Origin of the sequence: Agrococcus sp. KRD186, assembly GCF_017168255.1 — a bacterium.
Lineage (GTDB): Bacteria > Actinomycetota > Actinomycetes > Actinomycetales > Microbacteriaceae > Agrococcus.
On sequence record NZ_JABFAP010000001.1, the window covers coordinates 1,796,414 to 1,809,087 of the forward strand.

Annotated in this window: 13 protein-coding genes; 2 read left to right on the top strand and 11 right to left on the bottom strand. The window is 70.5% G+C overall.

From position 1 onward, the window contains the following. Positions 1-119: 119 nt before the first annotated feature. On the top strand, positions 120-497 hold the full coding sequence (locus tag J1M46_RS08595) for an MGMT family protein (protein ID WP_342384327.1): 378 nt from the start codon (positions 120-122) through the stop codon (positions 495-497). A 99-nt stretch (positions 498-596) separates the two neighbouring features. On the opposite strand, the gene J1M46_RS08600 is transcribed toward J1M46_RS08595, so the two are convergent. The 5 genes from J1M46_RS08600 to J1M46_RS08620 all read right to left on the bottom strand — a co-directional run bounded on the left by J1M46_RS08600 (position 597) and on the right by J1M46_RS08620 (position 7,802). Beyond that, the gene (locus J1M46_RS08600; protein ID WP_206447434.1) at positions 597-1,703 is read right to left on the bottom strand and encodes a substrate-binding domain-containing protein; all 1,107 of its coding nucleotides are present in this window, start codon (positions 1,701-1,703) and stop codon (positions 597-599) included. 46 nt (positions 1,704-1,749) lie between these two features. Further along, on the bottom strand, positions 1,750-2,997 hold the full coding sequence (gene mmsB / locus J1M46_RS08605) for a multiple monosaccharide ABC transporter permease (RefSeq protein WP_446698591.1): 1,248 nt from the start codon (positions 2,995-2,997) through the stop codon (positions 1,750-1,752). A gap of 36 nt (positions 2,998-3,033) precedes the next feature. Further along, entirely contained in the window at positions 3,034-4,545 is a 1,512-nt protein-coding gene (gene mmsA, locus J1M46_RS08610) for a multiple monosaccharide ABC transporter ATP-binding protein (protein ID WP_206448652.1), read from the bottom strand. A 131-nt stretch (positions 4,546-4,676) separates the two neighbouring features. After that, a complete protein-coding gene (locus tag J1M46_RS08615) occupies positions 4,677-5,846 on the bottom strand; it encodes an ROK family transcriptional regulator (protein WP_206447435.1) in 1,170 nt (389 codons plus the stop codon). A gap of 87 nt (positions 5,847-5,933) precedes the next feature. Beyond that, positions 5,934-7,802 carry an ABC transporter ATP-binding protein gene (locus J1M46_RS08620; RefSeq protein WP_206447436.1) on the bottom strand — a complete coding sequence of 623 codons (1,869 nt, stop codon included), beginning with the start codon at positions 7,800-7,802 and terminating at the stop codon, positions 5,934-5,936. 59 nt (positions 7,803-7,861) lie between these two features. Between J1M46_RS08620 and J1M46_RS08625 the strand changes: the two genes are divergently transcribed. Then, a complete protein-coding gene (locus J1M46_RS08625; RefSeq protein ID WP_206447437.1) occupies positions 7,862-8,023 on the top strand; it encodes a DUF6226 family protein in 162 nt (53 codons plus the stop codon). 121 nt (positions 8,024-8,144) lie between these two features. Here the strand turns inward: J1M46_RS08625 and J1M46_RS08630 are convergent, their stop codons facing one another. From J1M46_RS08630 to J1M46_RS08655, 6 genes are all read right to left on the bottom strand, one after another. Continuing rightward, entirely contained in the window at positions 8,145-8,846 is a 702-nt protein-coding gene (locus J1M46_RS08630; RefSeq protein ID WP_206447438.1) for an MBL fold metallo-hydrolase, read from the bottom strand. After that, the gene (locus tag J1M46_RS08635; protein WP_206447439.1) at positions 8,839-9,051 is read right to left on the bottom strand and encodes a hypothetical protein; all 213 of its coding nucleotides are present in this window, start codon (positions 9,049-9,051) and stop codon (positions 8,839-8,841) included. Before J1M46_RS08635 ends, J1M46_RS08630 begins: the two co-directional genes overlap by 8 nt. A 115-nt stretch (positions 9,052-9,166) precedes the next feature. Further along, on the bottom strand, positions 9,167-9,556 hold the full coding sequence (gene rplL / locus J1M46_RS08640) for a 50S ribosomal protein L7/L12 (protein ID WP_206447440.1): 390 nt from the start codon (positions 9,554-9,556) through the stop codon (positions 9,167-9,169). A gap of 33 nt (positions 9,557-9,589) precedes the next feature. Beyond that, complete coding sequence (gene rplJ / locus J1M46_RS08645) at positions 9,590-10,108, bottom strand: 50S ribosomal protein L10 (RefSeq protein WP_092916379.1); 519 nt, start codon at positions 10,106-10,108, stop codon at positions 9,590-9,592. 231 nt (positions 10,109-10,339) lie between these two features. Beyond that, positions 10,340-11,848: an ATP-binding protein gene (locus tag J1M46_RS15780; RefSeq protein ID WP_206447441.1), complete on the bottom strand. Its 1,509-nt coding sequence runs from the start codon at positions 11,846-11,848 to the stop codon at positions 10,340-10,342. Positions 11,849-11,867: 19 nt separating this feature from the next. After that, complete coding sequence (locus J1M46_RS08655) at positions 11,868-12,611, bottom strand: response regulator transcription factor (RefSeq protein ID WP_092917692.1); 744 nt, start codon at positions 12,609-12,611, stop codon at positions 11,868-11,870. Positions 12,612-12,674 lie beyond the last annotated feature (63 nt).

A 12,674-nucleotide genomic window follows, 5' to 3' on the forward strand; every position in this document is an offset into this window, starting at 1 on the left:
GGTTGTCGCGAGCAACCGCGCCCGATGCGTCCGCTCGGCGAAGGGCTGGACGCCGGTCGCACGTCGGCGACCGCTCGGCGCCGGCCATCCGAGCGAGGCGGCTGCGGCAGGATGGACGGGTGGATGCGCGCCGAGAGCTGGTGATCGAGCGGGTGCTGCGCTGCGTCGAGCTGGTACCGGAGGGGCGCGTCGCCTCGTACGGCGCGATCGCGGCCATCTGCGGCATCGGTCCGCGGCAGGTGGGCTCGATCATGCGGCACTACTCGGGCGATCTGCCCTGGTGGCGCATCACCAACCACGCCGGCGACTTCGGCGGCGACCTGCTGCAGCACGCGCTCCCCCACTGGGACGAAGAGGGCATCGCCGTCAAGCCCAACGGCCTGGGCTGCCGCTACGCCGACCACGCCGCCGACATGGGTGAGCTCGAGCTGCGGTGGCGGGCGGCGACTGCCGACCTGCCGGACCCGGACGCGGACGACCTGGACGCATCCGCCTGACGACCCGGACGCACCCGCTCGGCGACCTGGACGCCTCCGCCCGGGTGGAACGGCGAACGGGCGGCCCCCGAAGGGACCGCCCGCCGCTGGGATCGCTGACTACCCCTCGGTGAGCGGCGCCAGGTCCGGGTTCTCGGCGTACGCCTCGGCGGCGTTCTCCTGCGTCACGATGACCGGCTCGAGCAGGTTCGAGGGCACCTCGTAGGCGCCGTTGTCCTGAGTGCCGGTGGTGGTGGGCTCCTCGCCCGCCTGCAGCGCCTGCGCCATCTCGATCGCCGCAGCGACGAGCGCGCGCGTGTCCTTGTAGATGGTGGAGTACTGCACGCCGTCGACGATCGACTGCACCGACTCGACCTCGGAGTCCTGGCCTGTCACGACCGGCACGTCGCGGCCGGCGTTCTGGACAGAGGTGAGGATGGCGCGGGCGAGGTTGTCGTTCGGGGAGAGCACGCCGTGCAGATCCTCACCGCCGTACGAGGCCTGCAGGATCGTGTCCATGCGGTTCTGCGCGTTCTCGGCCGCCCAGTCCTCGGTCGCGGTCTGCTGCACGGTGGTCTGGCCGGAGACGATGTTGAGCGTGCCGTCGTCGATCATCGGCTGCAGCACACTCATCGCGCCGTCGAAGAAGACCGCAGAGTTGGAGTCGTCGGCCGAGCCCGAGAAGAGCTCGATGTTCCAGGTGTCGACATCGCCGTGCTGCGCCTCGAGACCCTCGAGCAGGGACTGCGCCTGCAGCACGCCGACGTTGAAGTTGTCGAAGGCGACGTAGTAGTCGACCAGCTCGCTGTCCTGAATCAGGCGGTCGTAGGCGATCACCGTGATGTCGGCGGCGTCAGCCGCTTCGAGCTGCGTCGCCAGCTGCCCGGTGTCGGCGGCGCCGATGATGATGACCTCTGCGCCGTCGGCGATCATGCTCTGGATCTGCTGCTGCTGGTCGCCGACCGAGTTCGACGAGCCCGCGTACTGCACGTTGCCGGTGAAGCCGGCATCCGTCAGCCCGTTGGTGAACAGGTCGCCCGCCAGCACCCAGTTCTCGCTGGTGCGGTCGGGCAGAGCGACGCCGATCGTGGCGTCGGCGGCGAAGCCGGCCTGCGGCTCACCGCTCTCGCCCTCAGCGCCGGTGCCGGTGTCGGCGCGGCCGCAGCCGGTCAGTGCGATGCTGACGGCGGCGATGCCGGCCAGCGCCGCGATGGTGGTCTTCCTCATCAGTACTCCTGTGGTGTTCGGTGTGGGATGGGTTGAGTTGCGTGGATCACGACGCGAACGTCGGTGCGTCGCGGTCACGGCCGCGGGTGAGCCCGCGCTGCAGCAGCGCGATGATCGAGAAGCGGCCCTGCCGCTTGTTGAGCACGTCGACGGCGACCGCGATCAGCAGCACGAGGCCCTTGATCACCTGGATCCAGTCGGAGCCGGTGCCGAGCGCGAACAGGCCGTTCGAGAGCACGGCCATCACCAGGCCGCCGATGATGCTGCCGGTGACGGTGCCGATGCCGCCGGCCACGGCCGCGCCGCCGATGAAGACCGCCGCGATCGCGTCGAGCTCCCAGGTGACGCCGTCGGCGGGGCCGGCGGCCTGGGCGCGGGCGATCCACATCATGCCCGCGACCGACGCCAGCACCGACATGTTGGCGATCACGAAGAAGTCGATCCAGCGCGAGCGCACGCCCGAGAGCTGGGCCGCGCGGCGGTTGCCGCCGACGGCGTAGATGTGGCGGCCGAGCGTGGTGCGCTGCGTCAGGAAGCCGTAGCCGAGCACGAACGCGACCAGCAGGATGCCCGAGAGCGGGAAGCTGGTGCCGGGGCGACCGCTGGCGAACAGCAGGGTGGTCGCGACGATGATGCCCGAGAGCAGCGCCAGCCGGGTGATCAGGACCCACTGCGGGGGCACCTCTGCGCCGATCCGCTTGCGGCGCGCACGGCCGCGCAGCTCGAAGACCACCAGCGCGGCGATCGCGAGCAGGCCGAGCAGCAGCGTGAGGTTGTTGTAGCCGGTGTTGGGGCCCACCTCCGGCAGGTAGCCGGCGAGCGCGTCGACGAAGCCGCGGTCGACGCCGATGCCGCGCGACTGCCCGACGACCTGGTTCAGGCCGCGGAAGAGCAGCATGCCGGCGAGCGTCACGATGAAGGCCGGCACCCCGACGAAGGCGACCCAGAAGCCCTGCCAGGCGCCGATCAGCAGGCCGAGCCCGAGGCCGATCAGGATCGCCACGCCCCATGGCAGTCCCCAGTCGTTCATCGAGATCGCCACGACGACGCTCGCGAACGCCGCCACCGAGCCGACCGAGAGGTCGATGTGGCCGGCGATGATCACCATCACCATGCCGATCGCCAGGATCAGGATGTACGACTGCGACTGCACGATGTTGATGACGTTGCCCGGGGCGAGGGTCGTGCCGCCGGTGGCGAACTGGAAGGCCAGCACGATCACGATGAGCGCGCCGAGGATGCCGAACTCCTTCAGCGAGCCCCGCTTGCCGAAGAGCATGCTGAACTCGGCCAGGAAGCCGCGGCGCTCGTCCACGCGATCGGTCATGTCTCAGTCACCCTTCGTCGGCGCCATGCGGCGCATGAGCATCTCCTGGTCGGCATCGGCGGCCTGCAGCTCGCCCGTGATGCGACCCTCGAAGATCGTGTAGATGCGGTCGGCGAGCCCCAGCAGCTCCGGCAGCTCGGAGGAGATCAGGATCACGCCCTTGCCGGCGTCGGCCAGCTCGCGCACGATCTGGTAGATCTCGCTCTTCGCGCCGACGTCGATGCCGCGGGTGGGCTCGTCGAGGATCAGCAGGTCGGGGTCGGTGAACATCCACTTCGCCAGCACCACCTTCTGCTGGTTGCCGCCCGAGAGCGTGTCCACGCCGTGCTCGACGCTGGGCGACTTGATGCGCAGCGAGCGCCGGTACTGCTCTGCCGTCTCGGCCTCCTGCAGGCCGTCGACGACACCGCCGCGGGCGATCTTCGACAGCTTCGCCGAGACGATCGAGCGCTTGATGGTGTCGAGCAGGTTCAGCCCCAGCGACTTGCGGTCCTCGCTCACGTAGGCGATCCCGTGGCCGATCGCCTCCGGCACCGAGCGCACCCTGATCTGCTTGCCGTCCTTGTGGATCGTGCCGCCGAGCCAGGTGCCGTACTGCCGGCCGAAGACACTCATGGCGAGCTCGGTGCGGCCGGCGCCCATCAGGCCGGCGAAGCCGACGATCTCGCCGCGCCGCACGGTGAAGCTCGAGCCCTTCGCGACCAGCCGCTCGGCGGAGAGCGGATGCTGCACCGTCCAGTCGCGCACCTCGAAGAAGACCTCGCCCGTGGTGTGGGAGCGCTCGGGGAACCGCTGACCCAGCGTGCGGCCGACCATGCCGCGGATGATGCGGTCCTCGTCGACGGCGCCGCCTGCGATGTCGAGCGTCTCGATCATCTTCCCGTCGCGGATGATCGTGATGTCGTCGGCGATCTGCTCGATCTCGTTGAGCTTGTGGGAGATCATGATCGATGTCACGCCCTTGGCCCTCAGGCCGACGATCAGGTCGAGCAGGTGCTGCGAGTCGGCCTCGTTGAGCGCGGCGGTGGGCTCGTCGAGGATGAGCAGCTTCACGTGCTTCTCGAGCGCCTTCGCGATCTCCACCAGCTGCTGCTTGCCGACGCCGATGTGCTTGATGGGCGTGTCCGGGTCCTCGTCGAGGCCGACGCGCGCGAGCAGCTCGGTGGCGCGCACCCGCACGGTGTCCCAGTCGATCGCGATGCCGCGACGCGGCTCGTTGCCGAGGAAGATGTTCTCGGCGATCGACAGCTCGGGCACGAGCGCGAGCTCCTGGTGGATGATGACGATGCCGGCGCGCTCGGAGTCGTTGATGCTGCCGAATGCCACCGGCTCGCTCTGGTAGACGATCTCGCCGTCGAAGGTGCCGTGCGGATAGACGCCCGAGAGCACCTTCATGAGCGTCGACTTGCCCGCGCCGTTCTCGCCGCAGATCGCGTGGATGGTGCCCTTGCGCACCTCGAGGCTGACGGCATCGAGCGCGCGCACGCCGGGGAACTCCTTCGTGATGCTCCGCATCGACAGGATCACCGGCTCAGCCACCCTTGGCTCCTTTCGCACGCCCGCCGGCCTCGGCGGGAACGCGGATCAACCTACGCGGCACGGAACGTTGCGTCAAGTCTTGAACGCAAGTAATCAAATCGTTATCTTCAGATGAACGCGGCTGCCCTGGCGCTCTGGCGTGCGAGCGTCACCGCACCGAGCACCTCGGCGCGCGATCCCAGCGAGGTGCCCACGATCCGAGTCGACGTCGTGAGCGCATGCAGCGCGAAGCGCTCGAAGCCGTCGCGCACCGGCTCCAGCAGCAGGTCGCCGAGCTCGGCGAGCGGCCCGCCCACCACCACCACCGAGGGCGCAAGCAGGTTCGCGGCGTTGGCGATGGCGCGCCCGATGGCGACCCCGGCGTCGGCGACCACGCGCCGCGTGGCAGGGTCGCCGTCGAGCGCCTGCCGCACGATGTCGGCCGCGGTGATGGGCCTGCCGAACACGGCGGAGAGCGACTGCGCCATCACCCGCACGGAGGCGAGCGTCTCGAGGCACCCGCGGCTGCCGCAGACGCAGAGCGTCCCGGCCGGATCCACCTGCACGTGGCCCAGCTCGCCCGCGATGCCGAAGGAGCCGCGGTGCAGCCTGCCGCCGATCACCAGCCCGCTGCCGATGCCCGTGCCGAGCTTCACGAAGATGAGGTCGTCGACCTCGCTGTGCGAGCCGAACGCGCGCTCGGCGATCGCGCCGAGATCCGAGTCGTTCGCCACCTCCACCGGCATGCCGAAGGCCTCGCCGATGCGATCCTGCGTCACCCCGTCCCACTCCGGCAGGATCGAGTGACCGAGGATGGCGCCGGTGCGCAGGTCGATCGGGCATGGCACGCCGACGCAGATCGCGGCCACGTCGCCGCGCTGCAGCCCGGCATCCTGCAGCAGCTCGTCGAGGCGCTCGGCCGCGATGGCGAGGCTGTCGTCCGCCCGGTGCCCGACCGGCAGCACCACCTCGTCCTCGACCAGCACGACCGGGTCGTCGGCGGCCACGGCGATGCGCACGTGCTGCCTGCCGAAGTCGATGCCCACGACGGTCGGCCCCTCGGCCCGCTCGAGCGTCACGAGGCTGGCGCGCCGGCCCTGGTGCACGGTCGGCTCGGTCGAGACCGCGCCGCGCTCGCGCAGGTCGCGGACGATGTTCGACACCGTCGCGTGCGCCAGCCCGGTGCGCTCGGCGATCTCGGACTGCGTGGCGGGAGCCGCCCGCAGCACCTGCACCACCCGGGCCCGGTTCGCCGCGCGCAGAGCGCCCTGGGAGCCGGGGCTGCGGTTCGTCGCCATGTCGCCTATGGTGACGTTCCGGCCGATTGCTGTCAAGAAATGAACACAGCCGGTCGTGTGGTGGTCATCGAATGGCCGCCGTGCGCCTCAGTCTGCCGACTGCTGGGCGAACAGCGTCGCGTAGGTGCCGCCGAGCGCCAGCAGCTCGGTGTGCGTGCCGCGCTCGACGACGCGGCCGGCATCGATGACGAAGATCACGTCGGCGTCGCGGATGGTCGAGAGGCGGTGCGCGATCGCGAGCGTCGTGCGACCGCGCGCCGCCTCGTCGAGCGCCGCCTGCACCACTCGCTCCGAGACCGTGTCGAGGGCGCTGGTGGCCTCGTCGAGCACCAGCACCTCCGGGTCCTTCAGCAGCACGCGAGCGATGGCGATGCGCTGCTTCTCGCCGCCGGAGAGGCGGTAGCCGCGCTCGCCCACGATCGTGTCGTAGCCGTCCGGGAACCGGTGGATGGTGTCATAGATGCTCGCCGCCCTGGTGGCGGCGTCGAGCTCGGCGTCGGTCGCCTCGGGCTTGGCGTAGCGCAGGTTCTCGGCGATGGATGCGTGGAACAGGTACGGCTCCTGGCTGACGATGCCGATGTGGTCGGTCAGCGCCGCCGGGTCGAGCTCACGCACGTCGACACCGCCGAGCCGCACCGCTCCCCCGGTCACCTCGTGCAGGCGCGGCAGCAGGTAGCCGATGGTGGTCTTGCCCGCCCCGGAGGGGCCGACGAAGGCCGCGAAGGTGCCCGGCTCGAGCAGGAACGAGACGCCGTCGAGCGTCGCGCGCTCGCCCTCGCGCGCATCCGGGTAGTGGAACTCGACGCTGTCGAACTCCACCTCGCCGGCGCGCTCGCGCGGCAGCGGCTTGGGCTCTGCCGGTGGCACGATCGCCGGCACCAGGTCGAGGTACTCGAAGATGCGGGCGAACAGCGCCGAGGAGGTCTGCAGGTCGAGCGAGACGCGCAGCAGGCCCATGAGCGGCATCAGCAGCCGTGCCTGCACCGTCGTGAACGCGACGAGCGTGCCTGCCGTCACTCCCTCATCCGCCCCCGGTGCCTGGCCGGTGATCAGGTAGCCGGCGATCACGTAGATCACCGCCGGCAGGATCGAGATGAAGATCGACACGAGCGCGAAGAACGTCTGCCCGCTCATCATCAGCCGCACCTGCAGATCGATCTGCCGGTCGTTCTCGTCGCGGTAGCGGCGCGACTCGTCGGTCTGCCGACCGAACGCCTTCGCCAGCAGGATGCCCGAGACCGACAGCGACTCCTGCGTGATCGCGGTCATCTCGCTGAGCGACTCCTGCGTCTTCGTGGCGATGCGGGCCCGCACCTGGCCGACGCGGCGCTGCAGGATGATCAGCACCGGCGTCAGCAGCACGGCGGCGATGGTCAGCTGCCACGACAGGATCAGCATCGTCACGAGGCTCGCGATGACGGTGACCGAGTTGCCGACCACCGACGAGACGGTGTTCGAGAGCACGCTCGCGACGCCGCCGACGTCGTTCTGCAGCCGCGACTGGATGACGCCCGTCTTCGTGCGGGTGAAGAACGCCAGCTCCATGCCCTGCAGCCGGTCGAACAGGCTCGTGCGCAGCTGCCCCATCACGCGGTTGCCGACGCGCGAGGTGATCCAGGTCTGCCAGATCCCCAGCAGGCTGGAGGAGACCCACAGCACCACCATGATGCCCACGAGCGTCCACAGCAGCTGCAGGTCGACGCCGCCGCCGGCGAGCGGGAAGAGCGCCTCGTCGAACACGCGCTGGGTCAGCAGCGGCGGGAACACCGCGATCGACGCGACCACCAGCACGAGCACGATCGTGAGGATGAGCTGCCGCTTGTGCGGGGCGAACAGCGTGACGATGCGCTTGCCCAGGTCGGGCACCCGGGGCGCGTCCTCGTTGGCCCGCCGTTGCGCCTTCTCGTCGCGCATCGCGACGCGTCCGCCGCCGCCCCCGCCCATCCGCATGCTCATGGGGCAACCGTAGCGCCGCGCACCGACCGCTCCTGCCCGGCGGGTGCGAGGATGTGGCCATGGCCCCTCCCGCCGCGTTCGCGATGCCGCCGCTGCCGGCTGGACGATGGCTCGATGACGACGGGCACGAGATTCCCTTCGGGTCTCGCTGGGGCATGGGCGGGCCGCCGGAGGATGCGTACTCGCGCGTCGCGCGCAGGGCTCGGCGGCGACGTGGATGAGGCGGCGCCGATGTGCGGCTGCGACGCGTGCGATGAGTCGCTCGAGGATGCCGCGGGGCAGTTCTGCGACCGGGTGCTCGCTGTCGTCACGCGCGGCGTTGCCCTCTGGCCGGCGCGCGGCTCATGGCCGCTGCGCGGCGCCTGACCGGCCGGACTCCAGCAGCGCGCGGTGGTGGGCGAGCCGCTCGTGGCCGCAGGGCTCGCCGTGGCCGGGCACCAGCAGCGGCTGCGCGTGGGCTGCCAGGCGGTCGAGCGCGCGCAGCCATCCGCTGACGTCGGTCGAGCCGTCGAGCTGCGGGTCGTCGGCCGTCTCGACCAGGTCGCCTGCGATCGTGACCGCGGCGGCCGGCACGTGCGCGACCAGGTCGCCGCCGGTGTGCGCCGGGCCGAGCGGCTCGAGCTCCACCTCGAGCGCGCCGATGCGGAGCGTGCGCGGCTCGGGCACCGCGGTGCCCGGCAGCACGATCTCGAGGTGACGCACCGCATCCGCCGTGGCACCCGTGGAGAAGCCCAGCACCGCCTCGCGCTGCGCCTCGCCGTGCGCGCGCAGCTCGGCGATGGCGGACGGATGCGCGAACGAGGGCACGTCGCCGAAGGCGGAGAGCGCGAAGCAGTGGTCCCAGTGCGCGTGCGTGATGACCACGCCCACGACGCGGTCGCCGCGCGCCTCGATCGCCGCGCGCAGCTCGGCAGCGCGCGATGGCAGCGTGCCGGGGTCGATCACGAGCGCCTCGCCCGCGTCGGCGATGACCACCGCGTTCATGGCCGCCTCCGGCATGACCCAGCGGTCGATGCCCGGCACGACCGGCAGCAGCTCAGGCACCCAGGCTCCTGCCCTCCCGCTCGAGCGCCGCGCGCAGGATGCGGATCGCCCGCGGGCCCACGCCGTGCAGCGCGAGCAGCTCGGCCTCGCCCATCGCCGCGACGCCGTCGAGCGTCGTGACGTCGGCGGCGAGCAGCGCCGCGGTGGCGGGTCGGCCGATCTTCGGCAGCTCGCCGATCTGCTCGGGCGTCGCACGCGTGCTCATGGGGGCCAGTGTGCCACCGGCGGCGTGGCGCCGCTGCGGCACGGCACGGCGGCACGGCGACATGACGAAGGGCCGCATCCGAGATGGATGCGGCCCTTCGCGATGCAGCGGGTGACTACTTGACGGTCACCGTCGCGCCGGCCTCTTCGAGGTCAGCCTTCGCCTTGTCGGCGTCTTCCTTCTTCGCGCCCTCGAGCACGTTGGCGGGAGCACCGTCGACGAGGGCCTTGGCCTCGCCCAGGCCGAGCGACGTCAGCGCGCGCACGACCTTGATGACCTGGATCTTCGCCGAGCCGGCGGCCTCGAGGACGACGTTGAACTCCGTCTGCTCCTCAGCCTCCTCAGCAGCGGCAGCGCCACCGGCAGCCGGGGCTGCGGCGACCGCGGCCGGAGCCGCAGCGGTGACCTCGAAGGTCTCCTCGAATGCCTTCACGAACTCGCTGAGCTCGATGAGCGTGAGCTCCTTGAACTGCTCGAGCAGCTCGTCAGTCGACAGCTTTGCCATCGTCATCTCCTTGTTTCTAGAACTGACCGTGGCCTATTCGGCCGCGGACTCCTGCTTGACCCGAAGCGCCTCGACCGTGCGAACGGCCTGGGCGAGCGGGGCGTTGAACATGTAGGCAGCGCCGAACAGCGAGGCCTTGAAGGCACCTGCCAGCTTGGCCAGCAGCACCTCCCGAGACTCGAGGTCGGCGAGCTTGTTGACGTCGTCGGTCGTGAGCGGGTTCCCGTCGAAGAAGCCGTTCTTGACCACGAGCGCCGGGTTCGCCTTGGCGAAGGCACGCAGCTCCTTCGCGACGGCGACAGGGTCACCGTGCACGAAGGCGATCGCCGACGGGCCGACAAGCGACTCGTCGAACGCCGTGATACCGGCGTTGTTGGCTGCGATCTTGGTCAGCGTGTTCTTCACCACGGCGTACGTCGCGTGCTCACTGATCGAACGGCGCAGCGTCTTCAGCTGGCCGACGGTGAGACCGCGGTACTCGGTCAGCAGAACGGCGTTCGAGCTCTCGAAGAGTTCCGAGAGCTCGGCGACCGCAGCTTCCTTGTTCGCCATGGTGCTCCTTGCATCGTTGCTGGCTTCCCTGGCGCACACATGAAAATGAGCTCCGGCGCATGCGCACGGAGCTCGGCCCTCGACGGGACTTCTGCACCTGCGCGGGCCTTCGCTCTCACGAGCAAGCCTTCGGTTGCCGCGCACCTTTCGAGCACGCGCCAACGACCAGCGGTCTTTGGTATGCGGACAGACTACGGCACGACGGATGCGTGACGCAAGCTCAGCGCGCGGTCACTGCTCGGGCGCGGCCGGGCCGGACGGCGCTGCCGCCGCTTCCGCCCCCGGCGGCAGCCACAGCGGCAGCCGCACCGTGAAGGCCGTACGGCCCGGCTCGCTCGCGAGCGAGATGGTGCCGTGATGCGCCTCGACGAGCGCCTGCACGATCGCGAGGCCGAGCCCGGAGGAGCCGGTCATGCGCGAGCGGCTGGTGTCCCCGCGGGCGAAGCGCTCGAAGACCGAGCGCTGCAGCTCCTCGGGGATGCCCGGTCCGGCGTCGGCGATGTCGATGACCGCATCGCCGCCCTCGGCGCGCAGGTGCACGTCGATGGCAGTGCCCTCGGGCGTGTGCACGCGGGCGTTGGCGAGCAGGTTCGCGACGATCTGCTGCAGCCGCAGCTGGTCGCCGGCCACGAGCACGGGCTCCTCGGGCAGCTCGAGCGAGATGGGATGGTCGCGGCCCGCAGCCTGCGCATCGGCGACGGCCTCGACGACCATGAGCGAGAGGTCGACCTCGGTGCGCAGCAGCTCGCGGCCCTCGTCGAGCCTGGCGAGCAGTAGCAGGTCGTCGACGAGCGCCTGCATGCGATGCGCCGCCGCCTCGATGCGCTCCAGCGAGGCGCGGGAGTCGGGGCTCAGCTCGGCGTCGTGCTTGCGGGTGATCTCTGCGTAGCCGCGCACGGCCGCAAGCGGCGTGCGCAGCTCGTGCGACGCATCCGCCACGAACTGCCGCACCCGCTGCTCGCTGAGGGACCGCGCCGCGAAGGCCTCCTCGATGTGGTTGAGCATGCGGTTCATCGACTCCTGCACGCGCTCGACCTCGCTCGCCGGCTCCTCGATGCGCACCCGGTTGGTGAGCTGCGCGTTGCCGGAGGCGAGCGGCAGCTGCGAGATGCGCTCGGTGGTGGCGATGACGGAGGTGAGCGGCCGCAGCGCGCGGCGGATGATCATGTCACCCAGCAGCAGCACGATCGTCACCGCGGCGATGGCCGAGACGGCGATGACGAAGCCGAGCGCGGCGAGCGTCTGGTTCGCGTCGGCGAGCGAGAGGCCGACGATGAGCCGAGCGTCGCCGACCTCGCGCGCGATCACCCGGTACGACCCGTAGGTCGGCGTCGAGACGGTCGTGACCACATCCGTCTGCGCCTCCATGACGGCCTGCCGGTCGAGCACCGAGAGCCCGAGCTGCTGGCCGAGCCGGTTGACGACGAAGTTCTCGCCCACCTGGTCGCCGAACTGCATGGCGTACATCGCCGGCGTGTTGGGATCGACGAGCGCCTGCCGCTCACTCGCCATCGCTCGCCCGACGTCGACCGCGGTGCGGCTCGAGAGGTCGGTGAGCTGCTCGTCGACACGAGTCTCGAGCACCACGCGCATGGTCATCACGCTCGCGATCGCGACCGCGGCGGTCAGCAGCGCGAACAGGGCCACCACGACGACCAGCAGCCGTCGCCGCAGCGACCACGACGACGGGTTCTGGATGCGTCGGCCCAGCTGGGCTGCGGACGCCGCAGCCTGGCTCACGCCGTGATGCTCCTCGCGGTCACTCGGCAGCGCGCAGCTGGTAGCCGACGCCTCGCACGGTGTGGATCATCGCAGGGCCGAGGGTGTCGATCTTCTTGCGCAGGTAGGAGATGTAGAGCTCGACGACGCTCGCGCGGCCGCCGAAGTCGTACGACCAGACGCGGTCGAGGATCTGCGCCTTCGACAGCACGCGGCGCGGGTTGCGCATCAGGTAGCGCAGCAGCTCGAACTCGGTGGCGGTGAGGTCGACCTGCTGGCCGCCGCGGCGCACCTCGTAGGAGTCCTCGTCCATCATCAGGTCGCCCACCCAGAGCACGCTCGACTCCTCGGCGGCGGCGGCGGTGCGGCGGATCAGGCCGCGCAGCCTGGCGACGACCTCCTCGAGGCCGAACGGCTTGGTGACGTAGTCGTCGCCGCCGGCGGTGAGTCCGGCGACGCGGTCGTCGAGCGAGTCCTTCGCGGTGAGGAAGAGCACCGGCACGTCGAAGCCGGCGGAGCGGAGGCGCTGGAGGACGGTGAGGCCGTCGATGTCCGGGAGCATGATGTCGAGCACGACGGCGTCGGGACGGAACTCGCGGACGGCCTGCAGCGCCTGCTGGCCGTTCGCGGCGGTCTTCACGTCCCAGCCCTCGTATTTGAGGCCCATGGCGACGAGGTCGGCGAGGCTCTGCTCGTCGTCGACGACGACCACCCGGATGGGTGAGCCGTCCTGGCGGGTGAGGCGGGGCTGAGCCCGCAGCTGCTGCTGAGCGGTGTCGGTCATGCCATCCATTTCGCCAGAGTCTCCTATGCGTCCGTGCAGACTCAGCCTATGCCGTTCCTGTGC